Raw genomic sequence first — 25,229 nt, 5'->3', positions numbered from 1 at the left:
GGGGCACAGCCTCCGCGCGGGGTCACTTCTTCGGTCGGCACCGACATCGGGGTCGACACCCACCCACGGACGGGGCGGTGGAGCGCACGCACGACGAGGTCGAGATCGTCATCGGCCGCTCCGTCCGAGCGGCTTCTCGAAGTACAGGCCGAAGTCGTGGAACGCCTCGGGCCCGAAGCCCGGGATCCGTGTCCAGCCCTCGCGCGCGTAGAGCGCGATCGCCTCGGTCTGCAGCGGCCCGGTGCCCAGGACCAGCCGCTCGCGCCCCTGCTCGCGCGCGTACTGCTCCAGGGCCGCGAGGAGCGCCTGGGACACGCCACGGCGGCGGGCCTCGGGGCGGGTGTAGACCCGCTTGACCTCCCAGTCGTGGCCCACGTCCAGGAGCGCGGCGTGGCCCGCGACCAGGCCGTCCACCTCGGCGACGACGGTGTGCACGATGCGTGCCGGGTCGATGTCGGGCGGCCCGTCCTCCAGCTCCGGGTGGTCGGCGAGAAGGTCGGCGTAGCGCACCCCCATCTCAGCGACGAACTCGTCGCGCAGCGCGGACGCGACCGGCGCGTCCCAGGGCACAGCGCGCACGGTGACCGTCGCCGTGGACGGGGATCGGGTGGTGACGTCGCTCATGACGATCAGACCGTCGCCGACGCGCGCACGTGCCGGCGCTCGGGCACCGGCAGCCCGAGGTTGTCCCGCAGCGTGCTGCCCTGGTACTCGGCCCGCAGCGAACCGCGCTCCTGCAGCAGGGGCACCACCCGGTCGACGAACTCGTCGAGCCCGGTCGGCACGAGGTGCGAACCGATGATGAAGCCGTCTGACCCGCCGCTCTGCACGAAGTCGTCGAGCTGACCGGCGACTCGTTCGGGCGTGCCGACGAACTCCGTGCGCGTGAACTGGTCGACCACGACCTCCCGCGCCGTGAGCTTCTTCTCGGCCTGGACGGCCCGGAGGCGGTCGGCCCAGCCCTGCAGGTCGGAGTCGAGGCGCGCTCGGCCCTGGATGAACGACGGCGCGTCGACCGCAGGTTCGAACGTCGGCAGCGGGCCGTCGGGGTCGAAGTCCGACAGGTCACGGTTCCAGACCGTCTCGAGCAGGACTCGCGCGGTCTGGGGGGTGACCTGCTGGTCGCGCACCCAGCGAGCCTTGTCCTGGGCCTCCTGGTCGGTGTCGCCGAGCACGAAGGCGCCGCCCGGCAGCAGCTTGACGTCGTCGGCGTCGCGGCCGGCGGCCACCGCGCGCCGCCGGATGTCGGAGTAGTACTCCTGCGCCTCGGGCAGGTGGTTGAACGGCGAGAAGATCGCGTCGGAGTTCGCAGCCGCGAAGTCCCGGCCCTGCTCCGAGACGCCCGCCTGCAGGATCACGGGCTGGCCCTGGGGCGAGCGTGGCAGCGTGAACCGGCCGTGCACGTCGAACTGCGAGCCGGTGTGCTGGAACGCACCGACGTCGCCCGAGCGCACGAACTGCCCGGTCCCCTTGTCGGCGACGACCTCGTCCTCGGCCCACGAGTCCCACAGCTCACGGACCAAGGCCAGCGACTCGGCGGCCCGCTCGTAGCGCTGCGACCGGGGCAGGAACCCGCCACGACGGAAGTTCTGCCCGGTGAAGGCGTCGAACGACGTCACGATGTTCCAGGCGGCGCGGCCGCCGGACAGGTGGTCCAGCGAGGCGAACTGGCGGGCCAGCTCGTACGGCTCGTTGAACGTGACGTTGATGGTGCCGGCCAGGCCGAGGTGCTCGGTCACAGCCGCCAGCGAGGCGAGCACGGTGAACGTGTCGGGACGCCCGATGATGTCCTGGTCGAAGATCTTGCCGCCGCGCTCGCGCAGCGCGAGGCCCTCGGCCAGGAAGAAGAAGTCGAACTTCCCCCGCTCCGCGGTCCGCGCGGTGTGCTCGAAGCTCGAGAACTCGATCTGGCTGCCCGCCTCCGGCAGGCCCCAGAGCGTCTGGTTGTTCACGCCGCCCAGGTAGGCGCCGAGGATGATCTGCTTCTTGTGCGTCATGTCGTCTTTCCTCGTCTCAGCGGGCGGTCGCGTAGCGGTTGGGCACGTCGGTCGGCAGGCCGAGCAGGCCCCGCAGCGAGTCGGCGTCGTAGGCGGACCGCGTCAGACCGCGCCGGCGGAGCTCCGGCGCAAGGTCCCGGGCGATGAGCGCGAGGTCGTCCGGCAGGACGGCCGGCCGCAGACGGACGCCGGCGTAGCCGAGCTCGTGCCAGGCGGCGATCTGGTCGGCGACCGCGCCGGCGCTTCCCGCGACGACCACCGCGTCGGTGAACCAGGGGTCCCCGGCCAGAGCGTCGAGGCGGGCCTTGCGGTCTGCGCCGGACTCCTCGGGTGTGTCGAGCACGACGGCGAGGTCGGCCCAGACCTGCAGCGGCAGCCCGGTCCGGCCGACGCGGTCCTCCGCGTCCCGCACCTCGCGCAGGATCGCCTCCGCACCGGCGTGGTCGTGCGGCGTCACGAACACGACGTCCGCGGACCGGGCGGCCAGCTCGTACGGGACACGCGCGTGCGCCAGGACGGTGACCACTGGCTGTCCCTGCGGCGGACGTGGCGTGATCGACGGGCCGCGGACCGAGAAGTGCTTGCCCTCGAAGTCCACGTAGTGCAGCTTGTCCCGGTCGATGAACCGGTCGGTCGCGACGTCGCGGATCTCGGCGTCGTCCTCCCAGCTGTCCCAGAGCCGCCGGACCACCTCGACCGCGTCGGCGGCCTCGTCGAACACGTCCTGGATGAAGGGCGCGATCTTCAGGTCCTCGATGTCGAACGGGGGCACCAGCTCGGGGACCTCACGACGCCCGAACAGGGCCGCGTGCGACGCGCCGGCCGAGGCCCGGACCTGCCAGCCCGCTCGTCCGTGGCTGGTGTAGTCCAGCGTCGCCAGGGCCTTGGAGACGTGGAACGGCTCGGTGTGCGTCACCGTCACCACGGGCACCAGGCCGATGCCCTGCGTCACGGGCGCGAGTCGTGCGGCGACGAGCTCTGCGTCGAGGCGGCCGCGCACCTGGTCCGTCCGCTCGTCGGGGCCCTCGAAGCGGCTCGACTGAAGCGCCAGCGTGTCCTCGATGGTGACCAGGTCGGCGACCGCGTCCTGCGCCGTCCGGACCAGGTCCAGCCAGTAGCCGGCCGTGAAGAGCTCGTCGGGACGGGCGTTCGGCTCGCGCCACGCGGCCGGGTGCCAGCCCGCGCCGTCGAGGGCGACGCCGAGGTGGAGCTGGGGGGTGTCGGACATGGAGCATCCTCTCGGGGGCACCGCAGCGCCCCACCTCGCACTTGCCGGACGCCGTCCGCCCGGCCAGGTCTGCACCTGGAGGCACCCACCGCGCGGAGGGTTGCCGACCGGCGAGCCAGGGCCCTCGCGCCGGTCTCGTGACCTGCGGCGGAAGGTAGCAGCGGCGTCCAGCCGCGCAAGGGGCTCGCCCGGTCGTCTCGACCTGCGGGACGGCCGGGACACCACGTGATCGACTCGTCGCGTCAGACGAGGGTGCGCTCCTCCGGCTTCGGTATCATCTGGACCGTCCAACAGGGCCTGGAGAGGTCGGGCTCGCTACGGTCCTGCCTGATCGAGAAGGGGCCGGCGGGTGTCGTCGGCGCGGACAATGCGGCTCACCGGAGCGAGAGGTGTCCTCGGTTCGCCAGCCCCCGCCCAGGGCGTACCGGCCCGATTCGAGTCGAGTCCTCGCATTCAAGGCGTCGAGGACCACGGCGGCGCGATAGACGATTGCGCTCTGTCGTACCGGGTTTGTCATTCCTCGCCACCGCTTGAGGTCGCGGAGCGGTGTTCGATGACGATGCGAGCCCCGAGCTCGAGCTCGAGGATGTCGACCTCGGGCGCCAGCGTGGACGCCATGCTCGCGTGACGCGACGCACATCCCGGGGGTTTTCGGTTCCCAATCAGTTCTGACTGGCGACGGATCGGAACCTCCGCCGCAGATCAGAGCATCGTCGTGTCGAGGCTTCCACACTGGCTACGCGGGTTCGATTTCCGTCGTCCGCTCCGACCTCTGCGAGATCACCGGGCTCCTTGTGGGCTGTCTGATACCCAGCTCAACGACGAGCGGTCACGCCACCTCGTCTACCGCCGACCAGCCGGGCCCGGTGCGGCAAGAATCCGAGTCACGGGTGCCGATGCGGCGAACGGCCCGGGCACGACCTGGTCCCGTGGGATCCCGAAGACATCGGCGCCGAGGTCCAGATCGGTCCCGTCGGGATTGGTGTAGGGCATCTCCGCCTGGTAGCTCGTCCCGAGGCGCGCGGTCGTCACCGGGGCGACGACGTCGATGCCGCCCGAGTGGTCCACATCGACGCGGACGGACCCGGCTTCGGCGTCGACCACCTCGACGCGCACCGGTGACGTGCCGAGCACCAGGGCCGTGGGCTCCGCGCGGAACGGCTCGGCGCCGTCCGCGTAGAGGTTGCCCTCGATCCAGACCGGGAGCCGTGGCCCGGCCAGGTCGCTGCCGTGCTCGTTCGGGTACTCCTGCGACGTCGGGTAGGCGTCGTACTGCGAGGTGCCCACGGGGGTCGGCACGAAGGTCGCCTGGCCGGGCACGCCGTCCATGTCGACCGCGCCTGACCAGAAGCTGGCGAGCGCCGGTTCCGCCGGTGGGTCCGACTCGGTGCGTTCGCTGGTGGCGCGGTCACCGACGAAGACGTTGTTGTAGAACCGGTTGTCGCCGCCGAGGACGTTCGAGACGCCGTAGACGGCCGTGGAGTGCGGGACGTGGTACGGGGTGTACCGCTGGTGCTCGGTGCAGTTCGCGATGCGACCCGCGATGTAGTTGTGGACGTAGGCGCCACCAGTCGACATGTCCTTGACCGCCCACGGCGACAGGAAGAGGTTCGAGTCCACGAGGTACGGGCCGTGGCAGACCTCGACCATGAAGTCCTCGGCGGTCGAGGCGTAGAACACGTTGCGCCGCACCAGGGTGCCCTGGGCCTGCCAGTCGAGCCACAGCGCGCGGTGCGTGTGATGGATCGTGTTTCCGCTGATCACGGTGTCGATGGCGGCGTGCAGCTTGATCCCGGCCACCTCGGCGCCGTGCCACTGCCGCTTCACGTGGATGCGCGAGATGTGGTTGTCGGCGATGGTCGAGAACGCCGCCCCCAGGTGTCCGACGACGCCGGCCTGCTCGCAGTCCCGGATGGTGTTGCGGCGCACGGTGTGGGAGCCGACGTGGTCCCGGTGCCACGGGTGCGGCTCGCCTGCGCCGGGCCCGCCCAGGACGAGCGCCCGCTGGATCACCTCGCGCTCGCGCTGCGTGCCGCCCTTGGCGCCGTCCGGCCCCGCGGCCGCCTCGTTCTGCCCGGTGCTGGCCTCCTTGCCGAGCGAGACGCCGACGTTCTTCGAGTCGGTGATCGTGTTGTCCTCGATCACCCAGCCCTTCGACCAGTGCGGGCCGATCAGGCCCTCCTGCAGCGCGGTGGGCGGGGCCCACTGCGTGGCGGCCTTCGTCAGGGTGAACCCGCGCACCGTGACGTGGTCGATGCCCGTCGCCGTGGGCCAGAGGACGAAGGTGCGCGCATTGATCTCGACCTCGTGCTCGGCCGGGTCTGCGCCCCCGAAGTTCGCCCAGATCGTCGTGACGTCGTCGCCCACCTCGCAGTACCAGGTCAGCAGCGAGCCCTCCGGGTCGAACGAGTCCGGGGTGACCTCGGGGTGCTCGACGCCGCCGAGCGTCTGCGACTCGTACATCGACCTGCCGTCGAGGTACACCTCGCCCGTGTGCCAGGTGTTGACCCGGTCGAAGAACCAGTCCCCGCCGATGCGCTCCGCGTACGGGTTGCGCGCCCCGAACAGGGCGTTCGGCACCTCCGTGACCCAGACGCCGCCGTCGGCGCCGGGGTGGGGGCGCCAGTCGGTGACCACCTCGGCACCGGAGATCGTGACGGGCTCGAAGCGCCCGTCCGGGCCGACCGCGGCCTGGTAGGTGATCGGCGCGTCGACCGTCCCGCCGCGCGGTGGGTTCACCCACTCCCGGTACACGCCCTCGTGCACGGTGACGGTGTCTCCCGGCATGGCAGCCCGAGCGGCCCGGTTGATGGTCCGGAACGGGGCGTCGGCCGACCCGTCGGCACGGTCGGAGCCGGTGGTGGTGACGTGCAGGATGGTCACGACAGCGCCTCCTCCGGTTCCGGCTGCACCAATCCCCGGGCGACGAAGAACCGCTCGAGCAGGTAGCACCACCACAGGAGGATCAGGCCGGGTGCCACGAACACCGCGGGCATGAAGTTCCAGATGGCGACGCCCCCGAGGACCACGGCGATCCCGAGCAGGAACGTCAGGCTGGGCGTCGTCAGCCCCAAGGTGAGCCCGTTGCGCACCTGGCGCCAGGTGGGGTTGGTGAAGCGGGCGACGAGCGGAAGGCACCAGAAGACCAGGAGCAGGAGGAAGAGCCCGACGACCATGAGCGGCACCAGGACGCCGGGCAGCCCGAGCGTGGGCAGGTAGGAGAACGTGAGGATGCCGACGGCCGCGACCGGGACGGTGAGCAGGCCGACGACGGTCGCCTGCCTCCAGCTCTGCTGCCACGCCAATGCGCCGACGGCCCAGAGGCCGGCGTCCTTGCCGAGGACGTACCGGCGGCACACCTCGTAGGCGACGACCGTTCCCGCTCCCGCCGTCACGACGAGGCCGAGGCTCACGAGCCAGAACAGGCTGATCAGGATGACGGAGCCGAGCGAGTCCATGGCCCGCCACAGTCGCGACGCGGGGTTGAAACGGAAGATGGTCCGGGCCTTTCGGTGTGCGGAGCTGTGGAGCTGCGGTCGGCGAGGACGGGGCCGGCCTCCCGCGGTGTGCGGGAGGCCGACGCCCTCAGCCCTTCACGGAGCCGATCGTGAGACCGGACACGAAGTGCTTCTGCAGGAACGGGTAGACGAACAGGATGGGGACGGCCGCCACCATGGTGATCGCCGACCGCAGCGCGATCGGTGTGGTGAGCTGCCCGCCGCTCCCCACCGAGGCCGCGTTGCCCGCGACGTTCGCGGAGTTCGCGCCGGCGTTCATCGAGCTCGCCAGGAGCTTCTGCAGCTCGTACTGCAGGGTGGACAACGCCTGGTCGCCCGAGTTGTACAGCAGGGTGTCCAGCCAGGCGTTCCAGCTGCCGACGGCCACGAACAGACCCACCACGGCCAGCGTGGGCTTGCACAGCGGCATCACGATCTGCCACCACGTGCGGAACTCGCCCGCGCCGTCGATCCGTGCCGACTCGGTGATCTCGTCGGGGATCGACTTCATGTAGGTGCGCAGGATGATCAGGTTGAACGCGCTGATGATCGTCGGCACCCAGTAGGCCTGGAAGCTGTTCAGCATGCCCAGGTCCTTGATGAGCAGGTAGTTGGGGATCAGCCCGGCGTCGAAGTACAGCGTCAGCACGAAGATCAGGGTGATCGGGCGGCGGAAGATGAACTCCTTGCGGCTGAGCGCGTAGGCGAGCATCGAGGTGAACAGCAGGTTCGTCACCACCACCACGACGGTCTTCAGGACGCTCATGAAGAACGCCTGGTAGATCGTGTTCATGTTGAGCACGACCTCGTAGTTCCGCAGCGAGAAGACCCGGGGCCAGATGCCGATCCCGCCACGCACGGCGTCCTGGCCGTCGTTCAGGGAGACGGCGAGCGTGTTCAGCAGCGGGTAGATCATGAGCGCCGCGAGCGCCACGAGGAAGGTCGTGTTGAGCGTCGTGAAGACGATCCGCTCGGTCGTCCACGTGCGACGCGGTGACCTGCCTCGTGAGGCGCGCCGCGCCAGAGGCTTCGCGACAGAGGTGCTTGACATGAGGTCCTCCTAGACCAGCGTCTCTTGGTTCAGGCGCTTGGCCGCCAGGTTCGCCGAGCCCACCAGGATGATGGCGACGACGGTCTTGAAGATGCCCGCGACGACGGCGAGGCTGTAGTTCCCCAGCTGGTAGCCGTAGCGCAGCACGAAGACGTCGATCGTCTCGGCCCTCTCGGAGATCAGGCCGTTGCCGAGGAAGTACGGCAGCTCGAAGTTCGTGGACAGGATCCAGCCGCTGTTGATGATGAGCAGCACGACGATCGTGGGCCTGATCCCCGGGAGCGTGATGTTGAACATCTTGCGATAGCGGCCTGCTCCGTCGACCTCGGCGGCCTCGTACAGGCTCGGGTCGATCGCGGTGATCGCGGCCAGGTAGAGGATCGTGTTCCAGCCCAGCTCCTTCCACAGGCTCGTCCCGGCGACGATCCCCCAGAACTGGTTCGGCTCGGTCAGGAACAGGACCGGTTCGTGGACGAGGCCCAGGCTCATGAGGCCCTGGTTGATGAACCCGCCGGAGGAGGGCAGCGAGAGTGCCACCGATGCCAGGCTCGCCACGATCACCCAGCTGAGGAAGTGGGGCATGTACGTGATGTTCTGCATGACCCGCTTGAACGGCAGGTTCTTGACCTCGTTCAGCAGCAGCGCCAGGACGATCGCCCCGACCGTCCCGACGACCAGGGTCAGGATCGACTGTCCCAGCGTGTTGATCACGACCCGGCGGAACCGTTCACCGTTGACACCGGTGAACAGGTCGCCGAAGTTCTCGAAGCCGACCCACTTCTGGTTGAAGATGCTGCCGCGACCCGGCTTGTAGTCCTGGAAGGCGATCGCCCAGCCGTAGACCGGGACGTACTTGAACAGGATCTGGTACATCAGCAGCGGCACCGCCATCGCGAGCAGGGCTCGCTGCGCCCAGACCCTGTCCCAGGTGATCTTGCGCTTGGGCTCCTTCACTGCCTTCTTTCGGGCCTTGCGGTCCGGGGCCGGCGAGCTGCTCGCGGGCTCCAGGACCGGTTCGATCCCGGTGGCGGTCACCAGGGTGCTGACCGGTGCGTCCGTCATCTGTCCAACCTCGTCGTCAGGAGCAGTGGGTGGTCGTCGAGAACGCGTCGTGGTGGGGGGCGCACGCCCCCCACCACGAGTGCTCGCGGACTGTTACCAGTTGGCCAGACGGTCCTTGATGCCGGCGTTGACGGCGTCCTCGTACACCTTCACGTCGATCTTGTGGATGGCGTCGACGTAGGCCTTCCAGCTCGCATCGAAGTCGGCAGGATCACCGGCGATGATCTTCGGCAGGTTCTGCACGTTGGCGTCGGTCAGCTGCTGGTTGACCTGGTTGGCGTCGTCGGAGAGCCCGATGTTCCACGCCGGGTAGTACTTGGGGTTCTCCGGCTGCGGGTTCATGAACTCGAGCCAGGTCTTCTTGCCGTACTTCTCCATGACGTTGCGGTCGTAGTCGGTCAGCGTCGCGAAGAACTCGGCGGGCTGGTCGTCCGGGCTGAAGGCGTTGCCGTCGGAGAACTGGCCGTTGTGCTTGGGCAGCACGTCGAGCAGCGCGTCGAGACGGTTGGAGGCACGCCAGGTGATGTCCTTGTAGTTGATCCGCTGCTGGTCCGTGCGGGTGAACATGCCGTCGTCGCCGACCTGGTAGTCCTCGCCCTCGACGCCCCACGAGAGCGCCTTCTGCCAGGGCTCGCTCATCATGACGTCGAGGAACTTCAGTGCCTTCTCCGGCTGCTTGCTGGAGACGGAGACGCCGAACCCCTGATTGGTGTTCATGACGGGGCGGTCGGCGTACCACGGCTTCTTCCCGTCGTAGACGGGCATGAGGGGCACGTAGGTGTACTCGTCCTTGCCGGCGCTCTGCAGGGACTGGGTGGCGGTCTGGAAGTCCCAGCCCTGGTCGTGCATGCCGAGGACGGCGCCGGTCGCCAGCTTCGCGGTGTACTGGTCGTACGTCAGGGTGAAGGACTCGCGGTCGACGAGACCCGCGTCGTACTGCTCGTTGAGGACCTTGTAGAAGTCCTTCGCGACGTCCTTGTCGGCGTAGATCGACGCGTGGTTCTTGTCGTCGACGATGACGCCACCGTTGTTCGGGGAGCCCGACAGCAGCGCCGGCGGGTTGGTCATGCCCCACTCGCGGCCCGTGGAGGCCAGGACCTCGAAGCCGACGGTCGGGGCGCCGTCGGTCTGGGGGTGCTTCGCCTTGTAGTCCGCGATGAGCTGGAAGTAGCGGTCGAGCGTCATGGTGCTGAGGTCCGGGTAGCCGGCGTCCTCGAGCACACGCTTCTGGATCCAGAACGCGGGACCGTAGTAGGTGCCGCCCGTGGGCTCGCCGTAGAAGCGGTTGTAGTTCGGGAAGATGTACAGGCCCGGGTCGACCTCGTCGCCCGAGTAGCTCATCTTCTTGATGTCGTCCTTGACGTACTCGGCGAGGTTCGGGTAGTCCCCGGTGTCCAGCATGTCGTCCAGACGCAGGAGAGCGCCGCCCTCCAGGAGGCGCAGCTTCAGGTCGGTGGTGCCGACCAGGTCGGGGTACTCGCCGCCCGCGAGCATGACACCGATCTTCTGGTCCACGTTGTCCGGAGTGACGATCTCGTACTTCAGGGTGACACCGAGCTGGTCCTTGAGCAGCTTGGTGATCTTGTTGTCCGGTGCCGGGGCCTGCTGGGCCGACGTGATCCAGGTCGTGAGCGTCGTCGGGTTGCTGGGGGTCAGCGTCCCCGACTTGTCCGCGAGATCACCCTCGGGGATGACGGCAGCCTTCGAGGAGCCCTCTTGGGGGTCGCCGTCAGAGGTGCATCCGACAAGTCCCACGGACACTGCCGCCACCAGGACAAGAGCTGACAACTTCGTTCTTGCGGTACGCACCGAGGTCTCTCCCTTGAGAACGGTTCCGGTCGTCCTTGACTGGAACCCGCGCGATCGGACGCAAGTTGGGGGCTTGGCGTCCTCATCCCGAGCGGGATTTTAGCGTTAAAGTAGGCACGCCGTCCCGAGCCGTCAAGCCCCCGCAGATCTCAAGATGGTCACGGGGCAGGGGCCTTGCCGTCCTACTTTTTATCGATATATTGTGCGCTGCCCCGGCGGCGTGGCCAGGCCTCCGGGTCAGACGAGCGCACGCTGGACTGGCAGAATCTCGCGGGAAGGAGGATGCGCATGGTGAGGATGGCGGACGTGGCCCGCGCGGCCGGCGTCTCGGTCATGACCGTGTCGAACGTCCTCAACGAGCGCCTTCCCGTCAACGAGCCGACGCGCGCCCGCGTCATGGCGGCCGTCGAAGCCCTCGGGTACGAGGTCAACCTGACTGCGCGGCACCTGCGGGCCGGACGGACCGACACCGTCGCCTTCGTCGTCCCGAGCTTCCACGACTACTTCGGCGAGCTCGCCGACCAGGTCGCCCCGCTGATCGAGGCGGAAGGGCGTCACCTCGTCCTCGAACGGACGAGCGCCGACGCGGAACAGGAGATGGAGGCGCTGAGCGTCGCGCGGCTCCAGATGTACGACGGCGTCCTGCTGTCCGTCGCCGGTCTCGACCTGGAGCAGCTGGGGCGGGTTCGCACCGCGAAGCCGATCGTGCTGCTGGGCGAGCGCGACGTTCCCGACCACCTCAACCACGTGCGCCTGGCGAACGAGTCAGGTGCCCGCCTTGCCACGGCACACATGATCGAACGCGGATCGCGCCGCATCCTCGCGCTCGGATGCTCGTTCGACGCCGCACACATGATGACCACGGACCGCCGCGCCGGGTGGGAGCACGCGTGTCGCGAAGCCGGCCTCGCCGCCGATCCGGCCTACGTCGTGCCCGTCAGCGACTACACGTCTCTCGGTGCTCGCGAGGCGATGCTCGAGGTCATCGCCTCGGGGCTGCCCTTCGACGGCGTCTTCGCCGTCACCGACATCGTCGCCCTCGGGGCGCTGTCCGCCCTGGCGGACAGTGGGCTGCGCGTCCCCGTCGACGTCCAGCTCGCCGGGTTCGACAACCTCGACATGTCACGCTTCATCCCTCCGGGCATCACGTCGGTCGACGCCAACCACGAGGGCGTGGCCGAGGCGGCGGTCGGACTGCTGCACCGCCAGATGTCGGGCTGGACCGGTCCTGCCGAGCACGTCGTCGCACCCGTCCGCCTCGTGGTGCGTGGATCCACCCGCGGCGGCGCCTAGCCACGCGCGAGCGAGCGGCTCTCCGCGTCACCCACGTCGCTACCCGGTCAAAGGAGACCAGCCCCGTGAGCACCTCTGTGCCTTCACCTGCCCGCAGGGCAGTCCCCGCGTCGCCGATCGCCGCCACGCGGCACCGACCGCTGCCGATCGTGACGGGCTCGAGCTCGACCTGACACCGCGGCTCCCCACCGCCCACCATCGCGCCGACGCGTTGCGGGAGCCGTGTCGGTCGAGCGCGGCGCGCTCGCCTGCGGTGCGGGACGACGCGCGCCGCGGACGGCCTCGACGCCCCGATGCCCCTGCTGACCCGGTTCTGCCGATCATCCGACCGACGGGAAGACAATGACGACCACCACGACAGCGATCATCGACCTCGACCTGCCTGGTGCGACGATCAGCCGGCACGTGTACGGGCACTTCGCCGAGCATCTGGGCCGGTGCATCTATGGCGGGTTCTGGGTGGGAGAGGACTCGCCCGTCCCGAACGTGCGTGGCATCCGGTCCGACGTCGTGGCGGCCCTGCGGGCCCTGCAGATCCCGAACCTGCGCTGGCCGGGCGGCTGCTTCGCCGACGACTACCACTGGCGTGACGGGATCGGCCCGCGCGACCAGCGGCCCCGGATGGTCAACTCGCACTGGGGTGACGGCGTGGAGGACAACGCGTTCGGTACCCACGAGTTCATGGACCTGTGCGAGCTGCTCGGGGCGGACCCGTACGTGTCGGGGAACGTCGGGTCCGGCAGCGTGGCGGAGATGTCGGACTGGGTCGAGTACCTGACCCGGGCGGACGACTCGCCGATGGCGGCGCTGCGCCGGGCGAACGGGCGCGACGCGCCCTGGCGGGTGCCGTTCTGGGGGTTGGGGAACGAGGCGTGGGGGTGCGGCGGGCACCTGCGTGCGGAGCAGTTCGCGTCGTTGGCCCGGCAGTACGCCACGTACTCGCGCAACCACGGCGGCAACGCTCTGTACCGGATCGCCGCCGGCGCGAACGAGTCGGACCTGCACTGGACCGAGACGCTGATGCGTTCGTTCGACGACCTGGCCGCCGACCCGGCCGAGCCGGCCCGGCCGTTCCAGGCCGTGTCGCTGCACTACTACACGATGTCGGGCTCGTGGGGCGACAAGGGCGACGCCACCGGCTTCGGCACGGACGAGTGGTACACGACGATGGCCAGGGCTCTCCGCATGGAGGAGCTGCTCACCCGCCACTCGACGGTGATGGACCGGTACGACCCGCACCGCAAGGTGGGGCTGGTCGTCGACGAGTGGGGCACCTGGTGGAACGTGGAGAAGGGCACGAACCCGGGGTTCCTGTACCAGCAGAACACGCTGCGCGACGCGCTGGTCGCGTCCGTGCACCTCGATGCGTTCCACCGGCATGCCGAGCGGGTCGTGATGGCGAACATCGCGCAGACGGTCAACGTGCTGCAGGCGATGATCCTGACGGACCCTGGCACGGGCGCGCTGGTGCTCACCCCGACGTACCACGTGTTCGCGATGAACGCCGGGCACCACGACGCCGCCGCGCTCGCCGTGCACCTGCGCGGCGTGGAGACCCGGACCGTCGACGGGACCGAGCTGCCGCTGGTCTCGGCGTCCGCGTCGGTCAAGGACGGCACCGCCCTGATCTCCCTGTCCAATCTCGACACCGAGACCGACCGGACGGTCGTGCTCGACCTGCGCGGCCGCGACGTCGTCGGGCACGAGGCGCGGGTGCTGACCGCGCCCGCCCTGGACGCGCACAACACCCCGGAGCAGCTCGACGCCGTCGCGCCGGCCGCGCACAGCGGCGTGCGGCCCCACCCGCGCGGGCTCGAGGTCGACCTGCCCGCCCACTCCTACGTCACCGTCGGTCTCGGCCTCCGTTGACGGGACATGACGACCGGGCGCTCACCTTCGCCAACCCGGTCATCCTCGCGGACGTCCCCGACCCGGACGTCGTCTACGACGGTCGGCACTACTACATGGTCAGCACGACCATGTACTTCGCGCCGAGCGTGCCGATCATGCGCTCGAGCGACCTGGTGCACTGGTCGATCGCCGGCTACACCGGCCCGATCCTCGACGACACGGACGCTCTCGCCCTGCGCCACGGGGAGAACGCCTACGGGCAGGGCAGCTGGGCCGCGAGCATCACGTACCACGAGGGCACGTTCTACGTCTCGGTCGGCAGCCTGACCACGAGCAAGACGTACCTCTACGCGACGCCGAGCGTCGAGCACGGGCCGTGGACGAGGTCGGTCCTCGACGGCTACGCCCACGACCAGTCGCTCCTGTTCGACGGCGAGGACGCCTACCTCGTCTACGGCGGCGGAGCGATCGACCTGCGCCGGCTCGGCCGGGACGACGACGGCACCTTCGTCTGGGACGGCCCGGCGACGCGGCTCGTCGAGGACGCCAACGTCGACCAGACCAGCGGGCTGGACGCCGAGGGCGCGCACGCCTACAAGATCGGCGAGCACTACTACGTCTTCATGATCGAGTGGCCCACGGACGGGATCCGCCAGGAGGTCGTGTGGCGGTCGACGTCGCTGACGCCGCAGTCCCAGGGCGGGACCTGGGAGGGCAGGATCGTGCTCAGCCGGGCGGTGCCGGTCGAGGGGCGCCCGGGCGACGGCGTCGCTCAGGGCGGCGTCGTCCAGGCGGCTGACGGGCAGTGGTACGCGATGCTCTTCCAGGACGAGGGGCCGCTCGGGCGCTCACCGCAGCTGGCGCGCGTGACCTGGGACGAGGACGGGTGGCCGGTCTACACGCTCGACGCCAGGATGACGGTCCCCGCAGGGGCGTCGGCGGGAGTGACTGACCTGCTCGTCTCGGACGACTTCGACAACCAGCCCACGCCGGCCGGCTACTGGAACACGGCCGACGCCGGTGCCCTGACGACATCGGACGAGAACGCCTGGAACGGGTCGAGCCTCGGGCTGCCGTGGCAGTGGAACCACAACCCGGACAACCGGTTCTGGTCGCTCGCCGACCGGCCCGGCCACCTGCGGCTGACCACGGGCAGCATCGCGTCGGGCATCCTCGACGCCCGCAACACGCTCACCCAGCGCACGTGCGGGCCCGCGAGCGCCGCGGCGATCTCGCTGGACGTCTCCGCGATGGTGGACGGCGACGTCGCCGGCCTGTCCGCGTACCAGCAGAAGTACGGGTACGTGGGGGTCGAGATGGCCGACGGCGCCCGCCGGCTCGTGATGCGCCGTGCCGACCGGCACGGGAACGTCGCCTTCACCAGCGCTCCTGTGCCGCTGACGGCCGAGACGGTCCTTCTCCGCGTGGACGTGGACTTCCGGGACGCCGCCGACCGCGCCTCGTTCGCGTACTCGCTCGACGGTGCCGCCTGGACGCCGATCGGCGACGACCTGGCGATGGAGTACAGCCTCGACCACTTCACCGGGTACCGGTTCGCGATCTTCTGCTACGCCACGGCCGAGGCCGGCGGGCACGTGGACGTCGACTGGTTCCGCGTCGGCGACGACATCGAAGGGACGAGGCCATGACGAGACGACTGGTGCCCGAGCTCGAGGCGCGCCGGCACCTCGTCGAGGACTACGCGGAGCTCACGCAGATCCCCGAGTCGGTCGTCGCGCAGTGGAAGGCACCGTTCGGGCCGCCCGAGGCATGGGACCTGACGGTGGTCGACCAGGCGGTCCCCGGCCCGCACGGCCCGGTGCCCGTGCGCGTCTACACGCCGGTGGGCACACCGCCCGACGCCGGCCGACCGTGCCTGGTCTGGATGCACGGCGGCGCGTTCTCGTGGGGTGACCTCGACATGGCGGAGGCGCACGAGGTCGCCCGCGGCGTCGCCGGCCGTGCGGACGCCGTCGTCGTGTCCGTCGACTACCGCCTGTGCCCGGTGATGCCCGAGCTCGGCGGCACGGTCGGCGACCGCGTCGACGAGCGCGGTGAGCCGGTCCGGTTCCCCGTCCCGCAGGACGACTGCGTCGCCGTGCTCGACGCCGTGCGCGCGGACCCGGCACGCTTCGGGGTCGACGCGGCTCGGGTCGCGATCGGTGGCGCGAGCGCAGGGGCCTTCCTCGCGGCTGCCGTGACCCTGCGCACGGTCGAGGACGGCCGGGCGCCCTGGCAGGCCTTGCTGGTGTACCCGATGCTGCACCCCCGGGTGCCGGCGCTCGGGGCCGAGCTCGCCGAGGCGGTCGCGGCTGCTCCGCGCGCGCTCCAGCTCCCGGCGTGGATGATCGAGGCCACGAACCGCACGGTGCTCGGCGGCGAGCCGGAGCAGTCCGACGACGAGGCCTTCCCCGGCCTCGCGGCCCGTCTCGAGGGCTTCCCGCCGACCTACGTGGAGAACGGTGAGCTCGATGCGTTCCGGGCGAGCGGCGAGCTCTTCAGCACGCGGCTCCGCGCGGCAGGGGTCGACGTCGTCCAGGTGACCCGGGCGGGCATGCCGCACGGCCACCTCGACTGGGTGGGGTTCGGGCCCGCGTCGGACACCCTGGACGATCTCGCTCAGCGGCTGGGCACACCCGCCACTGCGGAGACACCGCGTGGGCCACAGGAGATCTTCATGCCCCAAGAAGCGCATGCGCTCGACGAGCTGCGAGTGGACGGCGCGCCGCCGTCGGACGCGCCACTGAACCACGTGTGGAACCGGTGCGTGGGTGCGGGCCGGGCCGCCGAGGCGCTGCGCGCCGACTGGCAGGCCCACTTCCGCGAGGCCGTGGACGTGCTGGGGGTCCGCTTCGTGCGGTTCCACGGCCTGTTCCACGACGACATGTTCGTGTACCGCGCCACCTACGGCGGCGGCTTCGCCCCGCCGGAGGTGCTGCCCGAACCGCAGATCACCTTCAGCTACGTCGACATGGTGTTCGACGCGATCCTCGACGCGGGCGCACGCCCGTTCGTCGAGCTGGGGTTCATGCCCCGGGAGCTGGCCACGCAGACCGAGACGCTGTTCTGGTGGAAGGCGCACTGCAGCCCGCCCACCGACATCGCGGAGTGGGTCCGGCTCGTGACCGAGACGGTGAGGCACTGGATCGAGAGGTACGGCCTCGACGAGGTGCGGGAGTGGCGGTTCGAGGTGTGGAACGAGCCCAACCTGGTGCCCCACTTCTGGACCGGCACCCGCACCGAGTACTTCGAGCTGTACGAGGCCACCGCGCGAGCGCTCAAGGCGATCGACCCGCAGCTCAAGGTGGGCGGCCCGTCGACGTCCGTGTTCGTGCCCGACGCCCGCTACGCCGGCGAGACCTACGACCGCGCGGCCGAGTTCGCCACCGGCCAGGCACCCGACCCTGACGCGCTCGACTGGCAGCCGGTCTGGGTCCGCGAGCTCATCGACTACTGCGCCGAGCGGGACCTTCCGCTCGACTTCCTCTCGACCCACCTCTACCCGACGGACTACGCGGCCGACGGGACCGGCAGCGGATTCACGGCCATCCACCGCCACGTGGACGCCACCGAGCAGGACCTGCACCTCATGCGGGAGCTCATCGCGGCGAGCCCGTACCCCGACGCCGAGCTGCACATCACCGAGTGGTCGAGCTCGCCGTCGAGCCGGGACCGCACGCACGACACCCTCTTCGCCGCCACGTACATCACGCGCGCGTTCCTGAAGGGCGCCGCGCTGGCGGACTCGATCTCCTACTGGACGTTCACGGACATCTTCGAGGAGGGCGGCGCCGGGCTCGGCCCGTTCCACGGCGGCTTCGGGTTCGTCAACGAGCAGGGCATCCACAAGCCCACGTTCCACGCCGTCGCGATGCTGAACCGCCTGGGCGACCGCGTCGTGCACCAGGACGCGCAGGGCATCATCACCCGCTCGTCCGACGACGGCCGCGTGTCCGCGGTGTTCCTCAACTACCCCGCCGAGATGGGCACCCGTGGCGTCGAGCAGCACGACTCCTACGCCGCGGCGCGCGCGTACAAGAAGATCGGGACGGCCCGGCGGATACAGCACACCGTCGCGGGCATCGAGCCGGGGACCGTCTTCCAGGTCGAGCTGCTCGACTGGGAGCACGGCAACGCCGCGGAGGCGTGGCACCAGATGGGCGAGCCGGTCAACCTCACCCGCGCCCAGACCGCCGAGCTCAAGGCCGTCGCGGACGACCTGCGCCGGTGGACCGTGCCGGTTCCCGAGTCGGGCGTCCTCGAGATCGACATCGACCTGCCGGCCTGGGCCGTCGCCTCCGTCGCCCAGCTGCCCCCAGGGCCGTCGTCGGTGCCGAGGCGGTGACGGTGCACGCATGACAACGACGCGCGGCACGTCGTCCTCCACGTCCCGGCAGACCGCACCGGGCACCCTGGGTCAGGCATCGCGCGATCGGTCCCGCCGCTCGGGAAGTCGCTGGAAACCGGCGGAGGCGTAGGTGGCGATTGCGGGACCGAGCGAGCTGGGTGTGCAGACCAGCGCACTGGACGACGCCGACCTCTGGAGCTCGGCCGCCGCGGCTAGGCACACTGCCCGGCCGTAGCCCTGCCCGCGGTGCTGGGCGTGGACGCCCATCGGTTCCAGAAGTCCCGGCTTCCCCGGGCCGGCCGACCACACCGTGACCCCGGCCACCGCGACGCCCGCGGCGTCACGCCCGATGAGGCATCGCACGTCGGGGCCCAGCAACCCGGCCGCCATCGCACGCCAGCGCTCGTCGGTGAACTGCGCGCTTCCCCACGCCGACCGGTGAACTGCCGTGAACTCGGACTCCTCCCCGAGCCCGATCACCTCGACCCGCAGGCCCGATGGTTCCACCGGCTTCGTGAGGTCGCGGCGAAGCGGAGTCCAGGATTCGTCGGTGCTCCAGCCGACGTCGGACAGCAGATCTTGGACTCTCGTCCCGTTGGGTGCCTCGACGGACGCCTTGCCCGTCGGCAGGACGCCACGCTCCGGGTCGGAGACATCCGACACGACCTGGTGCGCCAGCTCCTCATCGCGCCATGCCTCGAGCGCCACGGTCGCTCGAAGCACGTTCGCGCCGTCCAACAACCCGATGGCCAGAAGCCGGCCGCTACGTCTCCAGGTGCGAACCGCTCCCGCCAGCGCGTCCACGCCGAACCGCGAGTACCAGCCGAGGTCGCCCGGATGCAGCTGCATCGGCGAGGCGTCGTCCTGCCAGTCACGAAGGGTTCGGACGACGTGGCCGAGTTCATCGACGGTGGGAGTCGTCAGGGTGATCGCCACCCTGCCATCACACGCCGCAGAACCCGGAGGCGCCCACAGATTTACTGAAGGCGGCCCTGCTGCGAGCAGGTGACCCACCCGCCGCTGCATGCTCGACGCACGTCGGACCACGGGGTCGTCGCGCACGACGGAGCCGTCGGGCTGCTGAGATCGACGGGCCCCCCGCACCATCGATGGGCCGACACGGTCGCTCAGGCCTGACGTCAACCGGCTCAGACCCGGAAGCGGGACACGCACCTTCGATGGGATCAGGCGCCGCACTCGCTTCGATGACCTGTCAGGCCTGGAACGTGCGCCTGCTCAGCCATGAGGTTGCCCGTCTCGCGGCCCGCACCCCGGGACGGACCGCGCCCGGGTGGTGTGCGCCGTCTGCCGGGCGCGTCGTTCGAGCCGTCCCGACTTCTCGCGATGCAGCAGCTCGTCGGAACGCCACCGAGTTCGTCCCGACGTGGGCGACAGCCGGGCGAGCTGCTGACGTCTCGCCCGGCCGCGCCGACGAACTGAGGCGACACTTCTCAGAGGTCCGCCGGGCGCAGGACGAACGTGATCGCGTGCGCGATCTGGACGTTGCCCGCATTGAGGTCGAGCTTGCCGGGGATCAGGAACGGGTTCAGGTCGTTGCGGTCCTGGTCGCGCAGCTGCACGATGCCGAACCGCCGCGAGATCACGTCCACATGGAACGTGCCTCCCTGCGCGGTGGTGAGCACTGCGCCGTCGCTGGCCAGCGCGGTGGTGGAGTCGATCGTGGCGCCCGGGACGACGTGGTAGAGCAGCACCTGCTCCACGGCGTCGATGCCGACCGCGGCGGCGAGAGCCGTGAACACCTCCTTCTCGGTGCCGTACCAGCGGTGCGTGAGGTCCTTGGCCAAGAACTGGAACGCGCGATCGGTCGGCAAGAACGCGGTGAGCGGGACCGTGCCGTCGGCGAGCACAGCGACCGGGCTGGACGGCTTGGCGGCGAGGACCGCGCCGACCGCCTGGTCGAGGATGTCGAAGTCCCGCCAGCTGCGGTCGAACGTGTCTCCGTCCGAGGCGAGCAGGGCGGCCAGGCTGGCCGTCCCCGCGGGTGCGGAGGCGCTTGCCGAGGGGGCCAGGACCAGACCTCCCCCGACGACCACGCTTGTGGCGGCCAGGACGGACAGCGTGCGACGGATCCTCATGGCGGGCTCCTTCGTGCGACGGTCGCGGTCGACGCTCGAGCGCCGCACCGCGCGGGCACCGGTGCGGCCCCCGTGCCCTCCCTTCGCCCCGAACGGATCGCACGGATGCACCCGACCTCGCACGCGCTACTCGTCAACGAGCGACGAGCTCACGCACCGAGTGTTCTGGTCCGTCGGTGTCCGGCGAACGCGGCTCAGGGATAGCCCCACCGTGCCGTCAACCGCGCGCCAACCTGACGGCGTGCGTCTCTTCCGACGGTTCGACGCTCGCTGCTCCTGTGCTGATCAGGGCCCACTCGCTGGTCGAGCCGTCCGGTCTGGTGACGACGCCCGCAGCCAGTGCCTTCGTGATCCGGTCCCGCACTTCGAGCTCGTCGGCCGGCTCCGCGGCGAACAGGATCCGCAGGCGGACCTGATCGCCGAGTTCTTCGACGCCGGTGTGGTGCGCGGCCAGCGGACACGGGGGAACGTGCTCCCACGATCCGCACAGCGCAAGCGTGATGGCGGCGCCCGGGGCGGCGACATCCGCACCCGGGCCGACCTCGACCAGGGCGGTGTGAACAAATGCGACTCGCACGGGCACCAGTGTCCTCGTGCGACCTGTCGTCGAGGACGCTCGTCGGCAGCAGCGGGCGCCGCGCACGATCACGCGGCGTCGACGGTGCCGACGAAGGTGAGGATCTGCGCCGCGAGGGCGTCGGGGGCTTCCAGCGCGGCGTAGTGCCCGACGCCGTCGAGCTGCACCGCCGTGATCTGGCCGGTCGTGACCTGACTGAGCGTCGCGGCGGTGAACGCTCCCCCGCCGGCGCCCACGGCCAGGACGGGGACGGTCAGCGGGCTCGCCTCGGCAAGCGCCCTGATGTCGCCGCCCTCGGCAAGCATCGAGCGGTAGAGGCCGACCGCGCCGCGCCACCCGCCGGGGCGTGCGTAGGTGCGGGCGAACTCGTCGATGTCGGCGTCGGAGATCGAGTCGGTGACGGCGGTCATGCTCGGGAACGCCCACCGGCCGAGCAGCTCGCGCTCACGCCCGGCGAACAGCAGCTCGGGGATCCCGGGAGCGACCAGGGCACCGATGTGCCAGGAGCCCCCGTGCGTGACGTCCGCCAGCCCCTCGAGCCCGAATCCGGCCAGACCCATCTCGATCGCGGTGAGGCTGAGCACGTCCTCGGGGTGGGTCACGGCGAGCCGGAAGACGGTCCCCCCGCTGATGTCCTGCCCGGTGACGTGCACGGGGCCGAGGCCGAGGTGGTCGATGAGGGCGTGCAGGTCCTCGGCTGCGGTCGCGCTGTCGTGGTCGTGCCCGGCGACGCTCGAGTCGCCGAACCCGCGCAGGTCGACGGCGGCGACCCGGTGGGTCTCGGCGAGCAGCGGGATGACCTTGTGGAACGCCCACCAGGACTCGGGGAACCCGTGCACCAGCAGGATCGGGGACCCCTGCGCGCCGGCGGACACGTAGTGGAGCTCTGCGCCGTTGACCTGGGCGATGTGGTGGCTCACGTGCGCCATCGTCGTCCTCCTCAATTAGACAACCGGGTTGTCTTTCATGATAGACAACCAGGTTGTCGCTGTCCATCCCAGGGTCCTAGGCTGCGGCCATGCCTCGACACGGCGCCGACCTCGCTCTTCTGCTGCTGAGCGGCTTCCGCACGCTCGTGGACGCCGCGACGGTCGAGCTGGCCGCACGGGGGTACGACGACTTCCGCCCGACGCACGAGTTCGCGATGCGCGCGATCATCGCCGGCGCGGACAGCGCGTCCGCCGTCGGTCGCCGCCTGTCCGTCTCGAAGCAGGCCGCCGCCAAGACCATCGCCGTCCTCGTCGACCGCGGCTACGTGTCGAGCGGCCCGGACCCCGCCGATGCCCGCCGCAACCGGCTCCAGGTCACCACCCGCGGGTTCGACGTGCTGCGCGAGGGCGAGTCGATCTTCGAGGACCTGCGCGCGCGGTGGGAGGAGAAGCTGGGAGCCGCCGAGCTCGCTCGGCTCGAGGCGAGCCTCGTGACGCTGGTCGGCGACGGGGCGGTGGACGTGGGCGCAGCCGGATGGGTCGCTCACGACCCCATCTGATGCCCTCCTCCCGTCCCGACCGTCGCGCCGGACGTCGCCGTCAGCCGTTCTGCGGGAACCCCAGGTTGATCCCGCCGTGGCTCGGGTCGAGCCACCGCTGCGTCACGACCTTGCCGCGGGTGAAGAACTGGAACCCCTCGGCGCCGTACGCGTGCGCGTCCCCGAACAGCGACGACTTCCACCCGCCGAACGAGTAGTACGCCATCGGCACGGGGATCGGGACGTTGATGCCGACCATGCCGACGGTGACCTCGTTCTGGAACCGCCGGGCGGCGCCTCCGTCGTTGGTGAAGATCGCGGTGCCGTTGCCGTAGCGGTTGGCGTTGATGAGCGCGAGGCCCTCGTCGTAGGTGTCGGCGCGGACGACCGACAGGACGGGACCGAAGATCTCCTCGGTGTAGATCGACATCGTGGGCGTGACCTTGTCGAAGAGGGTCGGTCGCAGCCAGAAGCCGCCGGGCTCGGCGTCGTCGGGTGCTCCGCGGCCGTCGACGACGAGCTCCGCGCCCTCGTCGACGCCGGCACCGACGAACGCGGCGACCCGGTCGCGGTGGGCGCCCGTGACGAGCGGTCCCATGTCCGGGCGGACGTCCGTGCGCGCGCCGTCGCCGGTGCGCAGCTTGCCCATCCGGTCGACGATCTTCGCGACGAGCTCGTCCCCGATCGGCTCGACGGCGACGAGCGCGGAGATCGCCATGCACCGCTCCCCCGCCGAGCCGAAGCCTGCGTTCACGGCGGCGTCCGCGGCGAGGTCGAGGTCGGCGTCGGGCAGGACGAGCATGTGGTTCTTCGCTCCGCCGAGCGCCTGCACGCGCTTGCCGTGCGCGGTGCCGGTCTCGTAGACGTACTTCGCGACGGGCGTCGACCCGACGAACGAGATCGACTGCACGTCCGGGTGCGTCAGGAGCGCGTCGACGGCCTCCTTGTCGCCGTGCACGACGTTGAGCACACCGTCCGGCAGACCGGCCTCGGCGAACAGGTCCGCGAGCCAGCCGGCGGCCGACGGGTCCTTCTCGCTGGGCTTGAGCACGACGGTGTTGCCCGCCGCGAGCGCGATCGGCACGAACCACAGCGGCACCATCGCCGGGAAGTTGAACGGGCTGATGACGCCGACGACGCCGAGCGGCTGCCGGATCGAGTACACGTCGACCTGGCTCGACGCGCTCTCGCTGAACCCGCCCTTGAGCAGGTGCGGGGCACCGCACGCGAACTCGACGACCTCGAGCCCGCGCGCGACCTCGCCGGCGGCGTCGGAGAGGACCTTGCCGTGCTCCGCGGTGAGGATCGCCGCGACCTCGTCCCTGCGGGCGCTGAGCAGCTCGCGGAAGGCGAACAGGATCTGCGACCGGCGGCTGAGCGAGGCGTCGCGCCACGCCGGGAAGGCGCCCAGCGCGGCCCGGACCGCCTGGTCGACGTCCGTCGCGTCGGCGAGCACGACCTCGCCCGTGACACGGCCGGTCGCGGGGTTGGTCACCGGTGAGGTGCGGCCGCTCGTGCCGCGCTCGGGCTTGCCGCCGATCCGGTGCAGGATCGGGGTCGGGGTGCCGTTCATCGCATGCCGCCTTCGTCGTCGCCGTCGTCGATCTCCGGGGTCCGTCCGAGGCTACGCCGCGCTCACAGGTCTGCCTCGACGTCGGTGAGCGCCTCGTCGTAGATCGCCAGGGCACGGGCGCACTCGTCGGCCGTGACGACGCACGGCGGCACGACGTGCACCCGGTTGTCGGCGAGGAACGGCAGCAGACCGCGCCTCATGAGCTCGGCCTTGACCCGCCCCATCACGGCGGCCGGCACAGGCTCACGGGTCGCCCGGTCGGCCACGAGCTCGACCGCCCAGAAGACGCCGACGCCGCGGACCTCCCCGATGATCGGGTGCGCGTCCTGGAGCCGGGCGAGGCCGGGACCGAGCACCTCGGCGCCGATCCGGTCGGCGTGCTCGACGATCCCCTCGTCCGCCATCGCCGCGAGCGCCGCGACGATCGACGCCATCGCGAGGGGGTGGCCCGAGTACGTGAGCCCGCCGGGGAACACCCGCTCGTCGAACATCGCCGCGATGTCGGCACGGATGACGACGCCTCCGGCGGGCACGTACCCCGAGTTGACGCCCTTCGCGAAGGTGATCAGGTCGGGTCGCACGTCGAAGCGGTCGAACGCGAACCAGGACCCGGCCCGGCCGAACCCGGCCATCACCTCGTCGAGGATCAGGACGACGTCGTACCGGTCGCAGATCGCCCGGACTCCTGACAGGTAGCCGGGCGGCGGCACGAGCACGCCCGCGGTGCCCGGGATCGTCTCGAGCAGCACCGCCGCGACCGACGCCGGGCCCTCGGCCTGGATGACGCGCTCGAAATGGTGCAGCGCCCGCTCGGCCTCCTGCTCGGGCGTCGTCGCCCAGAACTCGCTGCGGTACAGGTACGGCCCGAAGGCGTGCACGTGCCCGCGGGCGAACTCGTTGGGGACGCGGCGCCAGTCGCCCGTCGCGACGACGGCCGCCCCCGTGTTGCCGTGGTACGAGCGGTAGTGCGAGACGACCTTGTCACGACCGGTGAACAGCCGGGCCAGGCGGATCGCGTTCTCGTTCGCGTCCGCGCCGCCGTTGGTGAAGAAGACCTTCGACATCGTGTCCGGGGCGTGCGCGAGGACCGCGGCGGCCGCGCGGCCCCGGGAAAGGTCCGCGTGCGACGGCGCGACCGTCGGCAGCACGGCGGCCTGCTCCTGGATCGCCTTCACCACGGCGGGGTGGGCGTGGCCGATGTTGGTGTTGACGAGCTGGCTGGAGAAGTCGAGGTAGCGGTTCCCGTCGAAGTCCCACACCTCGCTGCCCAGGCCACCGGCGATCGCGAGCGGGTCGAGCGTCGCCTGCGCCGACCAGGAGTGGAACACGTGCTGGAGGTCGAGCCGGCGGGTGAGCTCGCCGTCGGGGTTCACGGTCAT

Annotated in this window: 19 protein-coding genes and 1 riboswitch; of the genes, 5 read left to right on the top strand and 14 right to left on the bottom strand. The window is 70.5% G+C overall.

What is annotated here, in order from left to right:
* Window positions 1–108: 108 nt before the first annotated feature.
* The 8 genes from Cch01nite_RS12355 to Cch01nite_RS12320 form a co-directional block, all read right to left on the bottom strand.
* The gene (locus Cch01nite_RS12355) at window positions 109–624 is read right to left on the bottom strand and encodes a GNAT family N-acetyltransferase (RefSeq protein WP_203754582.1); all 516 of its coding nucleotides are present in this window, start codon (window positions 622–624) and stop codon (window positions 109–111) included.
* Between the two features lie 5 nt (window positions 625–629).
* Window positions 630–1,997, bottom strand: a complete 1,368-nt coding sequence (locus tag Cch01nite_RS12350) for an NtaA/DmoA family FMN-dependent monooxygenase (RefSeq protein WP_203754579.1) — start codon at window positions 1,995–1,997, stop codon at window positions 630–632.
* A gap of 16 nt (window positions 1,998–2,013) precedes the next feature.
* A complete protein-coding gene (locus Cch01nite_RS12345) occupies window positions 2,014–3,225 on the bottom strand; it encodes an LLM class flavin-dependent oxidoreductase (RefSeq protein WP_203754562.1) in 1,212 nt (403 codons plus the stop codon).
* Window positions 3,226–3,257: 32 nt separating this feature from the next.
* Window positions 3,258–3,368, bottom strand: a riboswitch (SAM riboswitch).
* Between the two features lie 700 nt (window positions 3,369–4,068).
* Entirely contained in the window at window positions 4,069–6,108 is a 2,040-nt protein-coding gene (locus Cch01nite_RS12340; RefSeq protein ID WP_203754559.1) for a right-handed parallel beta-helix repeat-containing protein, read from the bottom strand.
* Window positions 6,105–6,683: a YesL family protein gene (locus Cch01nite_RS12335; RefSeq protein ID WP_239070415.1), complete on the bottom strand. Its 579-nt coding sequence runs from the start codon at window positions 6,681–6,683 to the stop codon at window positions 6,105–6,107. Before Cch01nite_RS12335 ends, Cch01nite_RS12340 begins: the two co-directional genes overlap by 4 nt.
* Before the next feature lie 127 nt (window positions 6,684–6,810).
* Entirely contained in the window at window positions 6,811–7,773 is a 963-nt protein-coding gene (locus Cch01nite_RS12330; RefSeq protein ID WP_203754556.1) for a carbohydrate ABC transporter permease, read from the bottom strand.
* A gap of 9 nt (window positions 7,774–7,782) precedes the next feature.
* Window positions 7,783–8,835 (bottom strand): ABC transporter permease, encoded by a 1,053-nt coding sequence (locus Cch01nite_RS12325; protein ID WP_203754553.1) that lies wholly within the window; start codon window positions 8,833–8,835, stop codon window positions 7,783–7,785.
* A 93-nt stretch (window positions 8,836–8,928) separates the two neighbouring features.
* Window positions 8,929–10,590 carry a type 2 periplasmic-binding domain-containing protein gene (locus Cch01nite_RS12320; protein WP_239070413.1) on the bottom strand — a complete coding sequence of 554 codons (1,662 nt, stop codon included), beginning with the start codon at window positions 10,588–10,590 and terminating at the stop codon, window positions 8,929–8,931.
* Between the two features lie 342 nt (window positions 10,591–10,932).
* Here Cch01nite_RS12320 and Cch01nite_RS12315 point away from each other — a divergent pair, with 342 nt between their 5' ends.
* The 4 genes from Cch01nite_RS12315 (at window position 10,933) to Cch01nite_RS12300 (ending at window position 18,133) form a co-directional block, all read left to right on the top strand.
* On the top strand, window positions 10,933–11,937 hold the full coding sequence (locus Cch01nite_RS12315; protein WP_203754548.1) for a LacI family DNA-binding transcriptional regulator: 1,005 nt from the start codon (window positions 10,933–10,935) through the stop codon (window positions 11,935–11,937).
* 342 nt (window positions 11,938–12,279) lie between these two features.
* Entirely contained in the window at window positions 12,280–13,806 is a 1,527-nt protein-coding gene (locus Cch01nite_RS12310; RefSeq protein WP_203754546.1) for an alpha-N-arabinofuranosidase, read from the top strand.
* On the top strand, window positions 13,803–15,437 hold the full coding sequence (locus tag Cch01nite_RS12305) for a glycoside hydrolase family 43 protein (protein WP_203754543.1): 1,635 nt from the start codon (window positions 13,803–13,805) through the stop codon (window positions 15,435–15,437). The genes Cch01nite_RS12310 and Cch01nite_RS12305 overlap by 4 nt, the downstream gene beginning before the upstream one ends.
* Window positions 15,434–18,133 (top strand): GH39 family glycosyl hydrolase, encoded by a 2,700-nt coding sequence (locus Cch01nite_RS12300; protein ID WP_203754540.1) that lies wholly within the window; start codon window positions 15,434–15,436, stop codon window positions 18,131–18,133. The genes Cch01nite_RS12305 and Cch01nite_RS12300 overlap by 4 nt, the downstream gene beginning before the upstream one ends.
* Before the next feature lie 72 nt (window positions 18,134–18,205).
* Here the strand turns inward: Cch01nite_RS12300 and Cch01nite_RS12295 are convergent, their stop codons facing one another.
* From Cch01nite_RS12295 to Cch01nite_RS12280, 4 genes are all read right to left on the bottom strand, one after another.
* Window positions 18,206–19,072, bottom strand: a complete 867-nt coding sequence (locus Cch01nite_RS12295; protein WP_203754537.1) for a GNAT family N-acetyltransferase — start codon at window positions 19,070–19,072, stop codon at window positions 18,206–18,208.
* A 515-nt stretch (window positions 19,073–19,587) separates the two neighbouring features.
* Window positions 19,588–20,232 (bottom strand): fasciclin domain-containing protein, encoded by a 645-nt coding sequence (locus Cch01nite_RS12290; protein ID WP_203754534.1) that lies wholly within the window; start codon window positions 20,230–20,232, stop codon window positions 19,588–19,590.
* A 217-nt stretch (window positions 20,233–20,449) separates the two neighbouring features.
* On the bottom strand, window positions 20,450–20,809 hold the full coding sequence (locus Cch01nite_RS12285; protein ID WP_203754531.1) for a hypothetical protein: 360 nt from the start codon (window positions 20,807–20,809) through the stop codon (window positions 20,450–20,452).
* Between the two features lie 68 nt (window positions 20,810–20,877).
* On the bottom strand, window positions 20,878–21,738 hold the full coding sequence (locus Cch01nite_RS12280) for an alpha/beta fold hydrolase (protein WP_203754528.1): 861 nt from the start codon (window positions 21,736–21,738) through the stop codon (window positions 20,878–20,880).
* A gap of 89 nt (window positions 21,739–21,827) precedes the next feature.
* Between Cch01nite_RS12280 and Cch01nite_RS12275 the strand changes: the two genes are divergently transcribed.
* The gene (locus Cch01nite_RS12275) at window positions 21,828–22,298 is read left to right on the top strand and encodes a MarR family winged helix-turn-helix transcriptional regulator (protein ID WP_203754525.1); all 471 of its coding nucleotides are present in this window, start codon (window positions 21,828–21,830) and stop codon (window positions 22,296–22,298) included.
* Between the two features lie 40 nt (window positions 22,299–22,338).
* Here Cch01nite_RS12275 and Cch01nite_RS12270 read toward each other — a convergent pair whose 3' ends face one another.
* Together Cch01nite_RS12270 and Cch01nite_RS12265 are read right to left on the bottom strand one after the other, a co-directional pair.
* Window positions 22,339–23,850 (bottom strand): CoA-acylating methylmalonate-semialdehyde dehydrogenase, encoded by a 1,512-nt coding sequence (locus Cch01nite_RS12270; RefSeq protein WP_203754522.1) that lies wholly within the window; start codon window positions 23,848–23,850, stop codon window positions 22,339–22,341.
* Window positions 23,851–23,912: 62 nt separating this feature from the next.
* Window positions 23,913–25,229, bottom strand: a complete 1,317-nt coding sequence (locus Cch01nite_RS12265) for an aspartate aminotransferase family protein (RefSeq protein ID WP_203754519.1) — start codon at window positions 25,227–25,229, stop codon at window positions 23,913–23,915.

The organism is Cellulomonas chitinilytica (genome assembly GCF_016862675.1).
Lineage (GTDB): Bacteria > Actinomycetota > Actinomycetes > Actinomycetales > Cellulomonadaceae > Cellulomonas > Cellulomonas chitinilytica.
Note: the sequence above shows the minus strand (reverse complement) of the source record. Positions and strands in the feature narration are given on the sequence as shown.